Genomic DNA, 18400 nt, shown 5'->3' with positions numbered 1-18400 from the left:
ACTCCGAGACGCTCAGGCTCGACTCGTGGACGGGGTCAGGTGAGCGCGCCGAGGCAGATACCGACCACGGCGCCCAGCAGCATGAAGGGACCGAAGGCGAAGTGGCGGTCCTTGGTGAAGCCCATCAGCCGCAATGGGATCCACCCCAACGCACCGACCACGAACGCGGCATAGAGGCCATAGCCGAGGGTGTGCCAGCCGAAGGCGCCGAGGGCCATCCCGACGATCCCCGACAGCCGGACGTCGCCGAACCCCATCCCCGGGGTGAACCTCCACAGTAGCCAGTAGATCGCCCAGGCGATCACGCCTCCGAGCAGCCCTCCGGTGATCAGCTCCAGTTCGCCGCGCAGCACCGCCGCCAGCGCCAGCCCCACGAGCATCGCCGGGTAGGCCGGGAGGACCAGCCGCTTGGGCAGCAGGCGGGTCCGGAAGTCGATCTGCGCCAATGCCACGCCCAGCGCGCTGAGCGGAACCAGGAAGAGCAGCCTGGCGTCCGGCCCGAGGACGGCGGCGAGAACGCCGGCGACGACCGCTGCGGCCACCGCGTAGCGGACCGTGAGGCCCGGCGTCGCGGCCAGCTCGGGGTACGGCGTCTTCTCCGCGTCGATCGGCTCCGGCTCGGGGAGACGAGCCACCCAACGCGGCATCAGCCAGCCCAGCAGAGCGGCGACGACCGCCGCTGACACCACGACCGCGACCTGGACGTCCATCTCCCGTCAGCCCCGCTGGGCCAGGGCCCACTCCCCAGCGGCCCGCATCGTGGCCAGGGGCGCCGGCTCGCCGGTGAAGAGGGTGAACTGCAAAGCCGCCTGGTGGATGAGCAGGTCGAGCCCACTGACCAGCGGCTGTCCGAGGGCGGTTGCGGCTGCTGCGAGCGGCGTCGGCCACGGGTCGTAGATGGCTTCGAAGAGCACCTTCGCCCCCGCGCAGGAGGCGACCAGTTCCTGACTCTGCGCCGACGCCGGAATAGTGCTGGCGACGGCGTCGCCGACCACCTGGTCGCTGCCCAGGATGCCGACCTCGATCGCCGGACCTTCAGGGAGCGCCGCGAGGGCAGTACGGGTCTCGACCGCGCGCTCCGGCGAGCGGACCAGCAGCCGCAGGGTGCGGGCGCCAAGCGCGGTGAACGCCATCCCCAGCGAGGTCGCGGTGGCACCACCGCCCAGGATCGTGGCGCTCTCCAGGGTGCCGTCGAATCGCTCGCGCAGCGCCGCGACCGCACCGGGCACGTCGGTGTTGTCTGCCAGACGCGTGCCGTCCGACCGGAGCAACAGGGTGTTCGCCCCGCCTGCCAGCCGAGCCGTCTCGCTGACCTCGTCCACCAGGGGCAGCAGCGCCCGCTTGAGCGGCATGGTCAGCGAGAAGCCGCGCCAGGAGTCGTCGAGAGCGCCGAGGAAGCCGGCGAGCTCCTCCTCGTTCACCCGGTGCGCCGTGTAGCTCCACTCCAGGCCGGCAGCCGCATACCCGGCCCGGTGCAGGATCGGTGAGAGTGAGTGATCGATCGGATCACCCAACACCCCACACCGAGGCATCAGCAGGCGTCCGACGTCTGGCAGTACCGGGTGAACTCGGCCTTGTAGCTGAGGAACTCGTCGTAGTTCGAGGCGAACTTGGTCTCACCGGTCCGCAGATCGACGGTCACGTAGTAGTACCAGTCCCCCGCCGCCGGAGCCAGCGCCGCCGCCATCGCGTCGTCGCCCGGTGCCTCGATCGGCCCCGGCGGGAGACCAGTGACCCGACGGGTGTTGTAAGGCGAGTCGACATCCAGGTCCGACGGCGAGATCGCCACCCCGAGGTTGCGACCCAACGCGTAGTTGACGGTGGCGTCGATCTCGAGTCGCCCGATCGTGCCGGCGGTACCGGGGTTCTCCAGGCGGTTGTAGATGACCCGAGCGATCTTGGGCATATCGTCGCCGCGGCCCTCGGCCTCGACCAGGGAGGCGATGGTCATCACCTCGTGCGGGGTGTAGCCGAGCTTCTTGGCGCCGTCGACCAGCCCGAGCTTGTCGGCCGACCGCTTCCACCGATCCACCATCGCCTGCAGGATCGTCTGCGGGGTGTCGTCGGGGTGCAGGTCGTAGGTGGCCGGGAAGAGATAACCCTCGGGTAGCCCTTCGGCGTTGAGCTCCGCGTAGCTCGGTAGTTCGAGCCGCGACAACGCACGCCGGTACTGCTTGGTATTGAAGTCGGTCTTCTTGCCGAGCAGGGTCAGCACGTCGACGACGCGCAGCCCCTCAGGGACCGTCACCCGGTTGACCGAGGCGTTGGCCGGGTCGACCAGGAGGTTGAAGGCGTCGACCGCCTTCATCTTCTTGAGCATCTCGTAGCTGCCCGGCTGGATCTTGGCGGCCTCGTCGGCGCGCGAGTTCGCGATGTTGCGGAACGCGTCGACCGACGCGACGACGTCCGCCTCCTTCAGGGTGCGGGCGATGACGGTCGCCGAGTCTCCGGAGTTCACCTGGATCACCACGGCACCGCTGCCGGGGCCCGCGTAGTCCTCGGGGTCGCCGAACTGATCGCGTGCCCACTCCACACCCTTGGTCAGCCCGACCCAGGCGAGGGCAGCAAGCAGGCCGAGAACGACCAGCACCACCAGGCAACCGGCCCGGCGGCCGCCGCGCTTCTTGACCGCACGACGGCGTCCACCGCCGTTCGAGTCCACGCTCATCCCTGGTTCTCCTCGTTCTTGGTCACGACGAGCACCTCGCCGGGTGCCTCGCCGCGGATACGTTCAGCATCCAACGCGTGCTGCAGGATCACGACCGCTGCGGCCATATCCACCACCGCACGACGATCGGCGCCCTTGCGCCCGCGCTCCCGAAGCATGGATTCTGCCGAGACGGTGGTCAACCTTTCATCCACCAGGCGAACGGGCACCGGCGCGATTCGCTTGGCCAGACGGCGGGCGAAGCGGCGGGTCTTGTGCGCCGCCGGTCCTTCGCCTCCGGACAAGGAGCGCGGCAGACCCATCACCACTTCGACCGCGTTCTCCTCGTCGGTCAGCGCGGCGAGCCGGGCGATGTCTCCCTCACCCCGCGCCACCGTCTCCAACGGGGTCGCGATCACACCGGACGGGTCGCAGCGGGCGACACCGATCCGAGCGTCGCCCGGATCGATGCCGAGCCGCACGCCGGGGCGCACCGTCAGTTACCACCCGCGCGAGCGACCTCGGCCGCTACCAGTTGCAGTGCCTCATCGATCCGGGACGCGTCGGTGCCACCGCCCTGGGCCACGTCGGCCTTGCCGCCGCCCTTGCCGCCGAGCAGCGGGCCGAGAGCGCGGATCAGGTCGTTGGCGCTGAGCCCCCGGGCCTGACCGGCCTCGTTGATCGCGGCCACCGTGGCGACCTTGCCGTCGGCGTTGCCGATCACCACCACGGCTGCCGGGCGGTCCTGGGGCAGGCGACCACGGACGTCGAGTGCGAAGGTGCGGACGTCGCCGCCGCTGGCACCGTCGAGACGGTGCGCGACCACGTTGACCCCGGCCACGTCACTCGCTGCTGCGGCGACCTCACCGGCAGAGCCCAACAGGGCAGCCACCCGGAGCTTGTCGAGCTCCTTCTCGGTGTTCTTCAGCCGCTCGACGAGCTCGTTGACCCGGCCGACCAGGTCGCCGGGCTGGGTCTTGAGCATGCCGGTGAGCTCACCGACGACGTCCCGCTCTCGGGCCAGGTACTGGAACCCCTCGACACCGGTGAAGGCCTCGATCCGGCGGTTGCCGGAGCCGACCGACGCCTCGCCGGTGACGACCAGGGTGCCGATCTGGGACGAGTGGTCCACGTGGGTACCACCGCAGAGCTCACGCGACCACGGGCCACCGATCTCGACGACGCGCACCTTGGTGTCGTCGTAGGTCTCGCCGAAGAGGGCGATCGCGCCCCACTCCTTGGCCTCCGAGAGCGTCATGTACTCCCAGCCGACCGGAAGGTCGGCCCGCAGCGCCTGGTTGGAGACCTGCTCGATGTCACGGACCTGAGCCGGCGTCAGCGACTGGGTCCACCCGAAGTCGAGGCGCAGGTAACCCGGCCGGTTGTACGAGCCGGACTGGAGCGCCGTGGGGCCGAGCACCTCACGCAGTGCCGCGTGGATGACGTGGGTACCCGAGTGCGCCTGACGGGCACCGAGTCGCCACTCCGGGTCGACCTTGGCGTGCAGTTCCTTGCCGGGCACGAAGTCGCCTTCGAGGACCCGCACCTGGTGCACGACGAGGCCGCGGACCGGACGCTGCACGTCGAGCACCTCGAGGCGCCCGCCGTCGAACTCGATGATGCCGGCGTCGGCTGCCTGACCACCGGACTCGGCGTAGAACGGTGTGCGGTCGAGGACCAACTCACCGACCTCGCCCTGCGCCAGGGAGGTGACGTTGCTGCCGCCGCTCAGGACGGCGATCGGCCGGGACTCGGTCTCCAGCGTCTCGTAGGCGAGCCAGTCGGTGGGACCGTGCGCATCGAGGATCTCGCGGTAGACGCCCGTCTCGGCGTGCTGGCCCTTCTTCGCCTTGGCGTCGGCCTTGGCGCGCTGGCGCTGCTCGGCCATCAGCGACCGGAAACCGGCCTCGTCCACGGTGAGTCCGGCCTCGGCCGCCATCTCCAGGGTCAGGTCGATCGGGAAGCCGAAGGTGTCGTGCAGGGCGAACGCCTGGTCACCGGAGAAGACGCTGGCGCCCGCCGCCTTGGTCTCCGCCGCGGCGTTGTCGAAGAGCTGGGTGCCGGCGGCGAGGGTCTTGCGGAACGCGGTCTCCTCCGCGGCCGCGACCCGAGCGATCCGCTCCCAGTCCTTGCGCAGGTCCGGGTAGCCGAGCTCCATCTTCGCCAGCGAGACCGGGAGCAGCTGCTCGAGCGCGCGACCTTCGTAGCCGAGCAGGCGCATCGAACGGATGGCCCGACGCAGCAGTCGGCGCAGCACGTAGCCGCGACCGTCGTTGCCGGGAGTGACGCCGTCACCCATCAGCATCATGCCGGAGCGGATGTGGTCGGCAACGACCCGGAACCGGACGTCGTCGGCGTCGCCGTCCGCGCCACCCGCACCGTAGGTCTTGCCGGTCAGCTCCGCGGCCTTCTCGATCACCGGGAACATCTCGTCGATCTCGTACATGTTGTTCTTGCCCTGGAGCAGGAAGGCGACCCGCTCCAGGCCCATGCCGGTGTCGATGTTCTTGGCCGGAAGCGGCCCCTCGACGTCGAAGTCGTCCTTGGCGCGCACCGTGGAGAGCGACTCCTGCATGAAGACCAGGTTCCAGATCTCCAGGTAGCGATCCTCGTCGGCCTCCGGACCGCCCTCGGCACCGAACTCGGGGCCGCGGTCGAAGTAGATCTCGCTACAAGGCCCACCCGGGCCCGGAACGCCCATGTTCCAGTAGTTGTCGAGCTTGCCGCGCTCCTGGATCCGGTCGAGCGGCAGGCCGGCGATCTGCTGCCAGAGCTGCTTCGTCTCCTCGTCGCCGTGGAGCACGGTGACCCAGATCTTCTCCGGGTCGAAGCCGTAGCCGCCGTCCTCGACCGAGTTGGTGATCAGCGTCCAGGCGAACTCGATCGCGCCGGGCTTGAAGTAGTCACCGAACGAGAAGTTGCCGCACATCTGGAAGAACGTGCCGTGCCGGGTGGTCTTACCGACCTCTTCGATGTCGAGGGTGCGTACACACTTCTGGACGCTGACCGCGCGCTGGTACGGCGCCGTCTCCTGGCCGAGGAAGTACGGCTTGAACGGCACCATGCCGGCGTTGACGAACAGCAGGGTCGGGTCGTCGAGGAGCAACGACGCCGAGGGGACCACCTGGTGCCCGTTGCGCTGGAAGTGGTCGACGAACCGCCGGCGAATCTCCGCGGTCTCCATCAGTTGGTGCCTCGCTGTCTTCTTGCTGTGATCGGGGTGGGAGCCGGCGTGGAGCCGGCGGAGAGTTGTCGGTCGCTGGCCGCGGCGGGAGCCAGACCGAGCCGCTCGCGCAGCTCGACCTCCTTGTCCACCTGGGCCTGGGCTACCTCGTCGCGGAACATCTTTGCGCCCAAGGAGAGGGCCTGTGCCCGGTCACGGAGGCCTTCGACGGTCAGTGACTCGCGGAGTCTGCGGGCTCGGTTCATGGCGTAGATACCAGCCCCGGCGCCAGCGGCGAACCAGAAGCCACGCCTCATGCGGAGATCCCTTCGACGCCGGCCTCGGCGGCGCGTTGTCGCGCGGCTGCCTCACGGCGAACGTCGCGGATCAGGACCTTGCGCTGCTTGCGGGAACGCTTGACCTCGCGCTTCATCTCGAAGCGGATCCGGTTCCGGGTCTCTGGCGCGAATGCCCGGCGGAGACCGTGCGAGAAGGACGCGACCTTGACCACCGACTCACGCAGCACGATGTCGGCGAAGAGACGGCCTTCGATCCGGGTCACCGTGGGCTCCGGCAGATCGTCCGGAGGGGTGGTACCGAGTTCGGTGATCACGAATTCGTCGCTCACCGCAGCCGGCACCGGCGTCATCGCTACGGCCAGGGCATCGACCCGGGCCCGGAGCTCTGCTGCCTCGACCCGGGTCGCCGCGACCTCCGCCAGCGCCTGGCGACGGGTACGGCGCAGCGCAAGGCCGAGCACACCCACCGCGAGGGCGAGGATGCCGGCCAGCAGACCGAGCAGCAGGACGACGGTAGTCATGACGCCCGACCCTATCGCGATCCACGAATCAGTCGGCGCACACGTTCCCAACGTTCCTTGATCGTGGCCTCAGCACCCAGCGCCGTGGGTTGGTAGTAGGTCGCATCTGCGACGGCGTCGGGCGCGTACTGCTGCTCGGCGATTCCGAACGGCTCGTTGTGGGCGTACTTGTAGCCCTGGGCGTGGCCCAACTTCTTGGCCCCCGCGTAGTGGCCGTCGCGAAGATGGGCGGGCACCGGCCCGATCTTGCCGGCCCGGACATCGGCGATCGCGGCGAAGATCGCATTGGTGACCGCGTTCGACTTCGGTGCGACGGCGAGAGCGATGACGGCGTGAGCCAGGTTGAGCTGCGCCTCGGGCATGCCGATCAATTGGACAGCCTGTGCGGCCGCGACCGCGGTGGTCAACGCGTTGGGGTCGGCCAGTCCGATGTCTTCACTGGCCAGGATGACCAACCGCCGGGCGATGAACCGCGGGTCCTCGCCCGCCTCGATCATCCGAGCCAGGTAGTGCAGTGCGGCGTCCGCGTCCGAGCCTCGGATCGACTTGATGAACGCCGAGGTGACGTCGTAGTGCTGGTCGCCCTGCCGGTCGTAGCGGACCGCAGCCCGGTCGACGGCGGTCTCCGCGGTGGGCAGGTCGATGACCACGCTCCCCTTGCCACCCGCCGCGCCGGCGGCCGCCTCCAGGTAGGTCAACGCCCGCCGGGCGTCTCCCCCGGCCAGCCGGACCAGGTGGTCGCGTGCGTCGTCATCGATGCTGACGGCGCCGCCCAGACCACGCTCATCGGTGACGGCGCGGTCCAGGACATCGGTGATGTCGGCGTCGCTCAACGACTCCAGCTGAACCATCAGGGAGCGGGAGAGCAACGGCGAGATCACCGAGAAGAACGGGTTCTCCGTCGTCGCTGCCACCAGGCTCACCCAGCGGTTCTCCACCCCAGGGAGCAAGGCGTCCTGTTGCGCCTTGCTGAACCGGTGCACCTCGTCGACGAAGAGCACCGTCTCGCGCCCGGAGTTGGCCAACTGGCGGCGCGCGTTGTCGATCGCCGCACGGACCTCCTTGACGCCGGCCGCGACCGCCGAGATCTCCACGAAATCCCGACCCGTCTGGCCGGAGAGGATCGCCGCGATCGTCGTCTTGCCGGTGCCCGGGGGCCCCCACAGCAGCAACGACATCGGCCGATTGCCGTCGATCAATTGCCGCAGCGGCGACCCATCGGCCCGTAGTTGTCCCTGCCCCACCAGCTCATCGAGCGAGCGAGGCCGCATCCGCACCGCGAGCGGTGCCGATGCGTGGGTGTTGCCGGCGAGAGATCCCTGCCCCGCGGCACTACCCGCCACCTCGAAGAGACCATCCACAACTACTGAGCCTATCGGTCGCCGCTGACGGCGAGAGCACTGATCAAGGCTTGACGGTGGTACGAGCCTTGAGGTCGAACCAGACGTCGCCGAAACCGGGCTTGTCCTCCAGCGAGACCGGGCTCGCTCCCGGGTCCGGGTTGCCGTTGACGTCGACGCCCAGCAACCGGTCGGTGACCGGGTCGGTGGGGTGGTTGCCCAGTTCACCCGCGAAGTGGCAGGCCACCTTGTGGCGGGGGCCGATCTGCAGCAACGGCGGCTCCACCTTCGCGCAGATCTCCTGAGCCAGCGGGCAACGGGTCCGGAACCGGCAACCCGACGGCGGGTTGATCGGGCTCGGTACGTCACCCTGCAACCGGATCCGGTCCCGACGACCACCGATCGCCGCCTGCTTCACATCGGGCGCGGCCGAGAGCAGCGCCTGGGTGTACGGGTGGTTCGGCCGGCTGTAGAGGGTGTCGCGGTCGGCGATCTCCACGATCTTGCCGAGGTACATCACCGCGACCTCGGGGCAGAAGTGCCGGACCACGGCCAGGTCGTGGGCGATGAACAGGAAGGCGATGTTGAACTCGCGCTGCAGATCCTGGAGCAGGTTGATCACCTGGGCCTGGATCGAGACGTCGAGGGCCGAGACCGGCTCGTCGGCGATGATCAGCTTCGGCTGCAACGCCAAGGCACGGGCGATCCCGATCCGCTGCCGTTGACCTCCCGAGAACTCGTTCGGGTAGCGGTTGTAGTGCTCCGGGTTGAGCCCGACCACCTCGAGGAGTTCCTGGACCCGGGCCAGGGTCTTCTCCTTGGGCACCATGTTGTGGATCCGGAGCGGTGCTCCGATGATCGAGCCGACCGTGTGCCGCGGGTTCAGGGAGCTGTACGGGTCCTGGAAGACCATCTGCACCTCACGGCGCAGCGGCTTCAGCTCCCGGTTGGAGAGCTTCGCGATGTCGCGGCCCTCGAACTCCACCTTCCCGCCGGTGGGCCGGTAGAGCCGGGTGATCGCGCGGCCGGCGGTCGACTTGCCACAACCGGACTCGCCGACCAGACCGACCGAGCCGCCCTCGGGGATCGTCAAGGAGATGCCATCGACGGCCTTGACGTCGCCGATCTTGCGCCGGATCACGCCCGCGGAGCGCACCGGGAAGTACATCTCCAGGTTGTCGACCGCCAGGATCGACGGCGCGGTCGGGTCGAGCTCGGTCGGCTTGTTGGCCTGAGCCAGCACGTCCTCGAGCTTCGGCTGATTGCCTGACTCAGTCATGCTCAGCGCTCCTCAGCTTGTTCGGGGGCGATCTCGGGGACCACCACGGCCTCATAGATCGCCTCGGGGTCGGGCAGGTGGCACCGGGTCAGGTGCCCCGCGCCGCGAGGGCCTTCGCGCAGTTCGGGCAGGGTGGTGCGGCAGAGGTCGCCGGGCACCTTGTCGGAGTGCACGCACCGCGGGTGGAACGGGCATCCCGACGGCGGGTTGAGCAGGCTGGGCGGGTTGCCGGGGATCGGCACCATCCGTGCGTTCGGGTCACCGCCGACGTCCGGGACGCTGGAGAGCAGGCCCCAGGTGTAGGGCATCTCCGGGTGCGTCAGCACCTCCTTGACCGGGCCGTACTCGACGGCACGACCGGCGTACATCACCAGTGCGTCGTCGGCCATCTCGGCGACCACACCCAGGTCGTGGGTGATCATGATGATCGCGGTGTTGAACTCGCGCTGCAGCTTCTGCAGCAGGTCCAGGATCTGCGCCTGGACCGTCACGTCGAGCGCGGTCGTCGGCTCGTCGGCGATGACCAGGCTGGGGTCGTTGATCAACGCCATCGCGATCATCGCCCGCTGCCGCATGCCGCCGGAGTACTCGTGCGGGTAGGAGTCGTAGCGACGGTCCGGCTGCGGGATGCCGACGAGCTCCAGCATCTCGACGACCTTCTTGCGTGCATCACGCCGGCTGACCTTGTTGTGGACCCGGTACGCCTCGGCGATCTGGTTGCCGACCGAGTAGTACGGGTGCAGTGCGGAGAGCGGATCCTGGAAGATCATCGCGACCTCCTTGCCCCGCTTCGCCCGCATCTCGCGGTCGGAGAGCTCGAGGAGGTCGACGTCGTCGAGCCAGATGTTGCCGGTGATCATCGCGTTGGTGCCGCGGTGCAGGCCCATGATGGCGGCGCTGGAGACCGACTTGCCCGATCCGGACTCGCCCACGATGCCGAGCGTCTTGCCACGCTCAAGGTTGTAGGAGAGGCCGTCGGTGGCCTTGACGATGCCGTCCGCGGTCTTGAAGTGGACCACGAGGTCCTGGACCGACAGGAAGGCGCGACTGCTGTCGTTCATAGTCACTCCCTCACCCGATCCGCACGCGGGGATCGATGAACGCGTAGGCGATGTCCACCACGATGTTGGCCAGAATCACGAAGGCGCCGGCCACCACGACCACGCCGACCAGGGTGGGCAGGTCCTGGAAGTTGGAGGCGGTCACGGTGAGCTTGCCCAGGCCGTTGTAGCCGAAGACCTGCTCGGTGATCACCGCACCGCCGAGCAAGGTGCCGAAGTCGATACCGGTCATCGTGACCAGCGGCGTCAACGCCGCACGCAGCGCGTGCTTGAAGAGGACCGTGCGGCCCTTGAGGCCCTTGGCCCGCGCGGTCCGGATGTAGTCCTCGCCCATCGACTCGAGCACGAAGGCTCGGGTCATCCGGACATAGCTGGCGAGGAAGACCAGGGCGAGGGTGAAGCTCGGCAGCAACAGGCCCGAGAGCCATTGCCCCACTCCCCCGTCCGCAATGGATATGTAGTGCGGCACATCGAGGATCTTCCATCTGATCGCCATGAATTTCAGGAAGAAGAAGCCGATGAAGAAGGTCGGGAAGGCGTAGATCACCAGGGTGAGACCGACCAGACCTCGGTCTATCAGACTCCCCTTCGTCACCGCTGCCACGATGCCGAACCCGACGCCGAGGACCAGCCAGATGACCACCGCCACGGCGGCCAGGGAGATCGAGATCGGGGCGGCGTCGGTGATCAGTTGGTTGACCGTCACGCCGCGGTTCTTCGAGTAACCGAGGCACGGCGCACCACACTCGGTGATGAACTCCGGGTTGGTCTTGGCCAGCGCCTTGTCCTCAGGGAAGCTGCGACCGACCGCGAGGCCTTTGACGAACTTGCCCCACTGGACGACGACGGGCTGGTCGTATCCGAGTGCCCGTGAGGTCTCAGCGACCTGCGCCTGGGTACATGTCTTGCCGCACGCGGACTTCGCCTGGTCCGCCGGAGCGGCGAAGAACAATGCGAAGGTCACCAGGCTGACGCCCAGCAACAGGACCACGCCGATCGCCAGGCGCCGCACGATATAGGCCCACATGGATATCTCGCCTTCTTGAAGCCTTGGTTCGCAATACGTCCTACCCGGTCGCACTGCGGTGGGTGGTGCCCGGGGCGCCGGCGTCACCGACGCCCCGGGTGCCGATGATCAGAGTTCGGTCACTGCTTGACGCCGATGAGGCCGAGCTCCGGGTAGGAAGCGGAAGCAGCGGTGGTGGTGAAGCCAGTCACCTTGGAACCGTGCATCCAGTTGAACTTCTCGTTGACCAGCGGGAGGTAGGCAGCGTCCTCACCGAGGATGCCGTCAGCCTCCTGCAGCTTGGCGATCTGCTCGTCGAGCGTGGCAGCGTTGGCAGCCTCGTCGATGACCTTGTTGAAGGCGTCGCTGGAGTAGCAGCCGTAGTCGTTGTTGCACGAGGTCTTCGAGATGTTCGGGCGGCTGTCGAACAGCGGCGGGATCACCGTCATGACCGACGGCCAGTCAGCACCCCAGCCGGCCCAAGCAACGTCGATGTCCTTGTCCGGGCTGGACAGGATGTCGTAGTAGGTCGCGCCCTGACCGTCGAGGGTCACGTCGAAACCAGCCTTGTTCCAGGTCTCCTGAAGGATCGAGAAGGCCTTGTCCATGGTCGGCGACTTCTGGTAGGCCACCTTCAGCTTGAACTTGCCGTTGACGCCGGCTTCCTTGAGCAGCGCCTGCGCGGCCGCGACGTCACCGTCGAGGTTGCGGTCGGCCCATGCCGGGTTGGTCTTGTAGCCGGTCACACCGGGGTTGACGATCGAGTCGGCACCCTCGGCGACCTTGTCGCCACCGATCGCCTTGACGTAGCCGTTGACGTCGGTCGCCAGGCCGATGGCGCGGCGGACCTTCGGGTCGGTCACGGTCTTGGCGTTGACCACCAGGTAGTCGGTGAACGGCGAGACGACGTTGGTGTAACGCGAGGCCGGCTCACCGCTCTGGACCTTGAGCAGCTGGGTCGGGACCAGACGCGCGGTGGTGATCGCGTTCTGGAAGTCCGGGCTGTCCTCGATCAGCTGGTCGTTGAAGAGCTCGCCAGCGGTGTCGGAGTCGTCGACCTGCCAGTTGATCTGGTCCGGCAGGGCCAGACGCAGTTGCTCCGGGTCGTCGGTGGCCGGGTCGTACTGGTCGTTGCGAACCAGCGTGCCGCCCTTCGACTGGTCGAACTTGCCGCCCTGGAACTTGTACGGGCCGTTGGACAGCACGTTCCACTTGGACTTGTCGCCCTTGTCGGCGGACTTCTTGTACGGGTCGACCATCATCAGGCCGGCGATCGCGGCGTTGAAGTCCACCCACGGCTTGTTGAACCGGAAGGTGACGGTCTTGCCGTCGCAGCTGACCGCGTCCTCGAACTGCTTCTGCTGCTCGGGGGTGGCCTTGTACGGGCCCGGGTAGGTCGAGGTGCCGTCGGGGTTCTGCGGCACGTCGATGTAGCTGAGGGTGTAGTTCGGGCCACCGGTGATCACGTCGTTGGCGAACGGACGGCTGGCGCCGTACTGAACGTCCTCACACGTGATGTCGGAGCCGTCTTCCCACTTGACGCCGTCCTTCAAGGTGAACTTCCACACCTTGCCGCCGTCTTCCATGGTGCCGGTGTCGGTCGCCAGGTCGGCGGCCGGCGTGTTCGAGACCTTGGCGTCCTCGCTCATCGGGAACGCGGTCAGACCCCGGTAGACCACGCGGCGCCAGTTGGCGAGCTGGACACCGTAGTAGATCCGCTGCGGGTCAGCAGCCTCGAAGAGGAAGTGCTGCTTGTAGTTCAGCTGACCGCCGGCCTTGCCGGGCTCGCTGGTGCCGTTATTGCCGGAGCCACTACCACCATCGTCGTTGGAATCGCCGCCACAGGCCGCGAGCGCCAACCCCAGAGTCGCGGCGGCACCGACCGCCACCACCCTCTTCAGTTTCTTACCCATTGATTCCTCCTTCGATGTGCAGCACCTGGTGCGGCACGATCGGCAACGTTCGTCACCGAGTTGTCGGGGATCGCTCAGCGATCCGATTTGGGGTCCAGTGCGTCGCGAAGGCCGTCGCCGAGCAGGTTGAACGAGACGACGATGGCGGCGATCACGACAGCCGGGACGAAGAAGTACGTGGCCACGCTGTCGGCGTAGCGGACCGAGTCGCTCAGGATGTTGCCGAGCGTCGGGGTCGGCGCGGTGATCCCGACGCCGAGGAAGGAGAGCGCAGCCTCTGCCGAGACGAAGGCCGGCATCATCAGCGTGAAGCTGACCAGGATCGGGGCCCACAGGTTGGGCAGGATCTCCCGGAAGTAGATCCGCAGCCGCGAGGCACCCATCATCTGGGCGGCGTGGACGAACTCACGCTCACGCAGGGAGAGCACCTGGCCGCGGACGATACGGGCGACGCTGGTCCAGCCGAAGGCACCGAGGACCAGCACCACGTAGACGGCCGCTGTCACGTTGCCCGCCGGCGTATGCAGGTAGGTCCTGACCATGATCAGACCGGTGGTCGAGAGGGCCAGCAGCATCAGGGTCTGCGGGAAGGCCAGGGTGAGGTCGATGATCCGGCCGATGATTGCGTCCACCCAACCGCCAGCAGCGCCCGAGACGATGCCCAGCACGACGCCGAGGGTCATCGCGATCATCGTCGCGGAGACGGCGATCAGCAGGGAGAAGGTAAGGCCGTACCAGACCCGGGCGAGCGTGTCGCGGCCGATGCTCGGCTCCAGACCCAGCGGGTGCGACCAGGAGATGCCACCCCAGGCCGCGTTGGGTCGACCGAACTCGTCGAGAGCGGCCTGGTTGGTCTTCAACGGGTCGATCCAGCCGAAGACATGGAAGGCCAGCGGCGCGAGCAGCGCTGCGGCCATGAAGAAGATCACGAAGGCCAGGGAGATCAGCGTCAGCTTGTCCTTGCGGAGCCGTCCCATCGCGAGCTGCATAGGCGACTTGCTCGCCACGCTGGCGACCGGAGCGGCCGTGTCCACCGCTGCTGTGGCGGCTCCTGCCCCCAGCTTGGGATCGGTTACAGACATACCCACCTCGTCGTAAATGCGCTCGGCCGGTGGCAGGGAATTCCCCACCACCGGCCGCTGACTTTACGACGGTACAACCACCAGTTTGGTCACCCGTGAGTAACGATCCGGTCTCGACCAGTGCGCAACTGTCCGGTGCGTCACACTTCCTGCGGGAGATCCTTCTCCGGCTTGGCGTCGACACCGGCTTCCTTGCGCTGCTGCTCCGTGATCGGGGCGGGCGCCTCGGTCAACGGGTCGAAGCCGCCACCCGACTTCGGGAAGGCGATCACGTCGCGGATGGAGTCCGCTCCGCCGAGGATCGCGACCACCCGGTCGAGGCCCAGCGCGATGCCGCCGTGCGGGGGTGCGCCGAACTTGAAGGCCTCCAGGAGGAAGCCGAACTTCTCGTCCGCCTCGTCGGGCGAGATGCCCATGATGTCGAAGACCCGCTTCTGGACATCCTCGCGGTGGATCCGGATCGAACCACCACCGAGCTCGGAGCCGTTGCAGACGATGTCGTAGGCGTAGGCCAGGGCGGCGCCCGGGTTCTCCTCGAGGCTGTCCAGGAACTCCGGCTTGGGGCTGGTGAACGCGTGATGCACCGCCGTCCAGGCGCCGGCACCGACGGCGACGTCACCACTCGCGACCGCGTCGTCAGCCGGCTCGAAGAGCGGAGCGTCGACGACCCAGGTGAAGGCGAACGCCGACTCGTCGATCAGGCCGCAACGGCGACCGATCTCGAGCCGGGCCGCGCCCAGCAGGGCCCGCGACGACTTCGCCGGACCGGCCGCGAAGAAGATGCAGTCGCCCGGGTTCGCACCGGTGTGCGCGGCCAAGCCGGCCTTCTCGGCGTCCGAGAGGTTCTTGGCGACCGGCCCACCGAGTTCACCCTCGGCGGAGACGGTGACGTAGGCGAGGCCCTTGGCGCCGCGCTGCTTGGCCCACTCCTGCCACGCGTCGAACTGGCGACGCGGCTGGTCGGCGCCACCCGGCATCACCACGGCACCGACGTACGGGGCCTGGAAGACGCGGAAGGTGGTGTCGGCGAAGTAGCCGGTGCAGTCGACCAGTTCCTGGCCCATCCGCAGGTCGGGCTTGTCCGAACCGAAACGCGACATCGCGTCGGCATAGGTGATCCGCGGCAGCGGCACCGAGACCTCGTGGCCGCCCTGGGCCCAGACCGCGACGATCAGCTCTTCCATCAAGGAGATGACGTCGTCCTGGTCGACGAAGCTCATCTCGATGTCGAGCTGGGTGAACTCCGGCTGCCGGTCGGCGCGGAAGTCTTCGTCACGGTAGCAACGGGCGATCTGGTAGTAGCGTTCCATCCCGCCGACCATCAGCAGCTGCTTGAAGAGCTGCGGGCTCTGCGGCAGGGCGTACCAGCTGCCCGGGTGCAGGCGGGCCGGAACCACGAAGTCGCGAGCACCTTCGGGCGTCGAGCGGGTCAGCGTCGGGGTCTCGATCTCGACGAACTCATGACGGTCGAGGACGTCGCGCATCGCCTTGTTGACCTTGGAACGGAGACGCAGCAGCCGCTGCGGCTCCGAACGACGCAGGTCGAGGTAGCGGTACTTGAGACGGGTCTCCTCGCCGACCTCGCCACCCTTGGAGGCAGCGGCGTCGTCGATCGGGAACGGCAGCGGCGCGGCGGTGTTGAGCACCTCGATCGAAGCCGCGACGACCTCGACCTCACCGGTGGCCAGGTTCGGGTTGACGTTCTCGGCGGTACGCGCGACGACCTCGCCGGTCACCTTGAGGCAGAACTCGTTGCGCAACGAACCGGCGACCTCCTCGTCGCGCACCACGACCTGGACCACGCCGCTGGCTTCACGGAGATCGAGGAAGGCCACACCACCGTGATCGCGTCGCCGGGCCACCCAACCAGCGAGGGTGACGGTCTGGCCGACGTGCTCGGCGCGCAGGGCGCCGGCGTCATGGGTGCGGATCACAGTGAGGACTCCTTGAGGATTGATGGAAAGTACGGCACTACTGATTCTCCGCCGAGGTGATGGTCGGCCTCAAATCGTTTGCCGGCGGCGTCCAGGTGGCCGGGTCGGCCTCGACCTGGTCGCCACTGCGAATGTCTTTGACCTGGTGGGTGCCGTCGGCCTGGGCGAACCAGACGAACGGGATCCCGCGACGCTCGGCGGTACGGATCTGCTTGCCGAACTTGCTCGCCGACGGCGCGACCTCGCAGGCCACTCCCCTGGTGCGTAGCGCGTGCGCCACAGCGTTGGCATCGGCGCGCGACTCCTCGTCGACCAGCGCGACCAGGACCGCACTGGGGACAGCTCGGCTGGCACTGACCAGACCCTTGGAGATCAAGGGCACCAGCACTCGGCTGACGCCGAGCGAGATGCCCACCCCCGGATAGGTCGACCTGCCGTCCGAGGCGAGCGCGTCGTAGCGGCCGCCCGAACAGATCGAACCCAGCGACTCGTAGCCGGCCAGGCGCGTCTCGAAGACCGTGCCCGTGTAGTAGTCGAGGCCGCGGGCGATCGAGAGGTCGGCGACCACCGCGACCCGGTCGCTGACCAGGTCGGCACAGCCGCGAACCAGGGCCGCCAGTTCGTCGAGGCCCTCATCGAGAAGTTCGTGCTCCACGCCAAGCGCGCGGACGGCGTCGACGAACGAGTCGTCACCACTCTGGATGGTGGCGAGCTGGAGCACCCGATCGGCGGTCGCCGCGTCGATGCCCGCCTCAGCCAGCAGCAAGGCGTGCACCTTCTCGGCGGGGACCTTGTCCAGCTTGTCGACGAGGCGCATCACCTCGTCGGGCTGCTCGATACCCAACCCGGCGTAGAAGCCCTGGATCAGCTTGCGGTTGTTGACCTGCAGACGGAACGCGGGCAGGAAGTCGAGGCGGGTCAGCGCATCGACCATCACCCGGGTGACCTCGATGTCGTGGTGGAACGGCAGGACGTCGCGCCCGACGATGTCGATGTCGGCCTGGGTGAACTCGCGGAAGCGCCCCTCCTGCGGCCGTTCGCCACGCCAGACCTTCTGGATCTGGAAGCGACGGAACGGGAACTCGAGCTTTCCGGCGTTCTCCAGCACGTAACGCGCGAAGGGCACCGTCAGGTCGAAGTGCAGACCCATCCCGGCGTGGCCCTCGGCCGACTCCTCCTGGAGCCGGCGCAGCAGGTAGACCTCTTTGGAGGTGTCGCCCTTGCGCAACAACTGGTCGAGCGGCTCGACCGCGCGGGTCTCGATGTTGGCGAAGCCGTGCAGCTCGAACGTCGCGGCCAACGTGTCAGTGACCGCACGTTCGACCCAGCGCTGCTCGGGCAGGAACTCGGGGAAGCCACTCAGCGGCGTGATCTTCGCCATCACAGCCCCCGGGTGGTGCGGCCGGCGTCGCCGGTCTCGGCGAGATCCACCAAGAACGGGTTGATCGCGCGCTCCCGGCCGATCGAGGTCTGCTCACCGTGACCGGGCAGCACCACGATGTTGTCCGGCAGGGTGAGCACCTTGGTCCGCAAACTGTTCAGCATCGCGTTGTGGTCACCGCCGGGCAGATCGGTACGGCCGATCGAACCGGCGAAGAGCAGGTCACCGGAGAACATCACCTGGGAGATGTCCTGCTCCGGGTACGGCGTCCGGAAGACGATGGAGCCTTCTGTGTGCCCCGGCGTGTGGTCGACCTCGAACCGCATTCCGGCCAGTTCCAGGACCGCACCGTCGGTGATCTCGCGGACGTCGTCCGGTTCCGCGAACTCGTACTTGCCGCCGAGCATCATCGAGGTGGTCTCCGCCGACATCCCTGCCATCGGGTCGGCCAGCAGGTGACGGTCCTTGGGGTGGATCCAGGCGGTGGCGTCGTAGGTCCCCGCAACCGGGGCCACGCTCCACATGTGATCGACATGCCCGTGGGTCACCAGCACGGCGACCGGCTTGAGCTTGTGCTCGCGAACGACGTCGGCGACGCCGCTGGCGGCGTCCTTACCCGGGTCGATCACGACACACTCGGAGCCAGCCTGGTTGGCGACGACATAGCAGTTGGTCCCCCACGGTCCAGCAGGGAATCCGGCGATGAACAACACGCACCTCGTAGGCCGATTCGAACACTCTGACCGGTAGAGCCTACCGAGGGTGGGCGGTGGG

General features: G+C 67.8%; 16 protein-coding genes. All 16 read right to left on the bottom strand.

The window, feature by feature from the left end:
- Positions 1-35: 35 nt before the first annotated feature.
- The 16 genes from ACLM5J_RS14310 to ACLM5J_RS14235 all read right to left on the bottom strand — a co-directional run bounded on the left by ACLM5J_RS14310 (position 36) and on the right by ACLM5J_RS14235 (position 18336).
- Positions 36-710 carry a prepilin peptidase gene (locus tag ACLM5J_RS14310; protein ID WP_413657106.1) on the bottom strand — a complete coding sequence of 225 codons (675 nt, stop codon included), beginning with the start codon at positions 708-710 and terminating at the stop codon, positions 36-38.
- Positions 711-716: 6 nt separating this feature from the next.
- A complete protein-coding gene (locus tag ACLM5J_RS14305) occupies positions 717-1517 on the bottom strand; it encodes a shikimate dehydrogenase (RefSeq protein WP_413657105.1) in 801 nt (266 codons plus the stop codon).
- Between the two features lie 14 nt (positions 1518-1531).
- Entirely contained in the window at positions 1532-2668 is a 1137-nt protein-coding gene (gene mltG / locus ACLM5J_RS14300) for an endolytic transglycosylase MltG (protein WP_413657104.1), read from the bottom strand.
- The gene (gene ruvX, locus ACLM5J_RS14295; RefSeq protein ID WP_413657103.1) at positions 2665-3141 is read right to left on the bottom strand and encodes a Holliday junction resolvase RuvX; all 477 of its coding nucleotides are present in this window, start codon (positions 3139-3141) and stop codon (positions 2665-2667) included. The genes mltG and ruvX overlap by 4 nt, the downstream gene beginning before the upstream one ends.
- Before the next feature lie 2 nt (positions 3142-3143).
- Complete coding sequence (alaS, locus tag ACLM5J_RS14290) at positions 3144-5831, bottom strand: alanine--tRNA ligase (RefSeq protein ID WP_413657102.1); 2688 nt, start codon at positions 5829-5831, stop codon at positions 3144-3146.
- Positions 5831-6127, bottom strand: a complete 297-nt coding sequence (locus tag ACLM5J_RS14285; protein ID WP_413657101.1) for a DUF6167 family protein — start codon at positions 6125-6127, stop codon at positions 5831-5833. Before ACLM5J_RS14285 ends, alaS begins: the two co-directional genes overlap by 1 nt.
- Positions 6124-6630 carry a hypothetical protein gene (locus tag ACLM5J_RS14280; RefSeq protein WP_413657100.1) on the bottom strand — a complete coding sequence of 169 codons (507 nt, stop codon included), beginning with the start codon at positions 6628-6630 and terminating at the stop codon, positions 6124-6126. The genes ACLM5J_RS14285 and ACLM5J_RS14280 overlap by 4 nt, the downstream gene beginning before the upstream one ends.
- Positions 6631-6641: 11 nt before the next feature.
- Positions 6642-7991: a replication-associated recombination protein A gene (locus ACLM5J_RS14275; protein WP_413657099.1), complete on the bottom strand. Its 1350-nt coding sequence runs from the start codon at positions 7989-7991 to the stop codon at positions 6642-6644.
- Between the two features lie 43 nt (positions 7992-8034).
- Positions 8035-9138, bottom strand: a complete 1104-nt coding sequence (locus ACLM5J_RS14270; protein WP_413657165.1) for an ABC transporter ATP-binding protein — start codon at positions 9136-9138, stop codon at positions 8035-8037.
- 113 nt (positions 9139-9251) lie between these two features.
- Entirely contained in the window at positions 9252-10310 is a 1059-nt protein-coding gene (locus ACLM5J_RS14265) for an ABC transporter ATP-binding protein (RefSeq protein WP_413657098.1), read from the bottom strand.
- Positions 10311-10320: 10 nt separating this feature from the next.
- The gene (locus ACLM5J_RS14260; protein ID WP_413657097.1) at positions 10321-11337 is read right to left on the bottom strand and encodes an ABC transporter permease; all 1017 of its coding nucleotides are present in this window, start codon (positions 11335-11337) and stop codon (positions 10321-10323) included.
- Positions 11338-11456: 119 nt separating this feature from the next.
- Positions 11457-13229, bottom strand: coding sequence for an ABC transporter substrate-binding protein (locus tag ACLM5J_RS14255; RefSeq protein ID WP_413657096.1), 1773 nt, complete (start codon positions 13227-13229; stop codon positions 11457-11459).
- Positions 13230-13303: 74 nt separating this feature from the next.
- Positions 13304-14311, bottom strand: coding sequence for an ABC transporter permease (locus ACLM5J_RS14250; RefSeq protein ID WP_413657094.1), 1008 nt, complete (start codon positions 14309-14311; stop codon positions 13304-13306).
- Between the two features lie 140 nt (positions 14312-14451).
- Positions 14452-16245: an aspartate--tRNA ligase gene (aspS, locus tag ACLM5J_RS14245; protein ID WP_413657093.1), complete on the bottom strand. Its 1794-nt coding sequence runs from the start codon at positions 16243-16245 to the stop codon at positions 14452-14454.
- Between the two features lie 37 nt (positions 16246-16282).
- Positions 16283-17626, bottom strand: a complete 1344-nt coding sequence (gene hisS / locus ACLM5J_RS14240; protein ID WP_413657092.1) for a histidine--tRNA ligase — start codon at positions 17624-17626, stop codon at positions 16283-16285.
- Complete coding sequence (locus tag ACLM5J_RS14235) at positions 17626-18336, bottom strand: MBL fold metallo-hydrolase (RefSeq protein ID WP_413657164.1); 711 nt, start codon at positions 18334-18336, stop codon at positions 17626-17628. The genes hisS and ACLM5J_RS14235 overlap by 1 nt, the downstream gene beginning before the upstream one ends.
- Positions 18337-18400 lie beyond the last annotated feature (64 nt).

It is taken from the genome of Nocardioides sp. Bht2 (assembly GCF_047308515.1).
In the GTDB taxonomy this organism is placed as follows: domain Bacteria; phylum Actinomycetota; class Actinomycetes; order Propionibacteriales; family Nocardioidaceae; genus Nocardioides.
The sequence above is the reverse complement of the archived record's forward strand: the minus strand, read 5'-3'. Positions and strand labels throughout refer to the sequence as shown.

Coding starts and splice junctions, on each gene's coding strand:
- ACLM5J_RS14310 (WP_413657106.1), bottom strand. CDS start 710: ATGGACGTCCAGGTCGCGGTCGTGGTGTCAGCGGCGGTCGTCGCCGCT.
- mltG (WP_413657104.1), bottom strand. CDS start 2,668: ATGAGCGTGGACTCGAACGGCGGTGGACGCCGTCGTGCGGTCAAGAAG.
- alaS (WP_413657102.1), bottom strand. CDS start 5,831: ATGGAGACCGCGGAGATTCGCCGGCGGTTCGTCGACCACTTCCAGCGC.
- ACLM5J_RS14285 (WP_413657101.1), bottom strand. CDS start 6,127: ATGAGGCGTGGCTTCTGGTTCGCCGCTGGCGCCGGGGCTGGTATCTAC.
- ACLM5J_RS14280 (WP_413657100.1), bottom strand. CDS start 6,630: ATGACTACCGTCGTCCTGCTGCTCGGTCTGCTGGCCGGCATCCTCGCC.
- ACLM5J_RS14270 (WP_413657165.1), bottom strand. CDS start 9,138: ATGTACTTCCCGGTGCGCTCCGCGGGCGTGATCCGGCGCAAGATCGGC.
- ACLM5J_RS14265 (WP_413657098.1), bottom strand. CDS start 10,310: ATGAACGACAGCAGTCGCGCCTTCCTGTCGGTCCAGGACCTCGTGGTC.
- ACLM5J_RS14260 (WP_413657097.1), bottom strand. CDS start 11,337: ATGTGGGCCTATATCGTGCGGCGCCTGGCGATCGGCGTGGTCCTGTTG.
- ACLM5J_RS14255 (WP_413657096.1), bottom strand. CDS start 13,229: ATGGGTAAGAAACTGAAGAGGGTGGTGGCGGTCGGTGCCGCCGCGACT.
- ACLM5J_RS14250 (WP_413657094.1), bottom strand. CDS start 14,311: ATGTCTGTAACCGATCCCAAGCTGGGGGCAGGAGCCGCCACAGCAGCG.
- hisS (WP_413657092.1), bottom strand. CDS start 17,626: ATGGCGAAGATCACGCCGCTGAGTGGCTTCCCCGAGTTCCTGCCCGAG.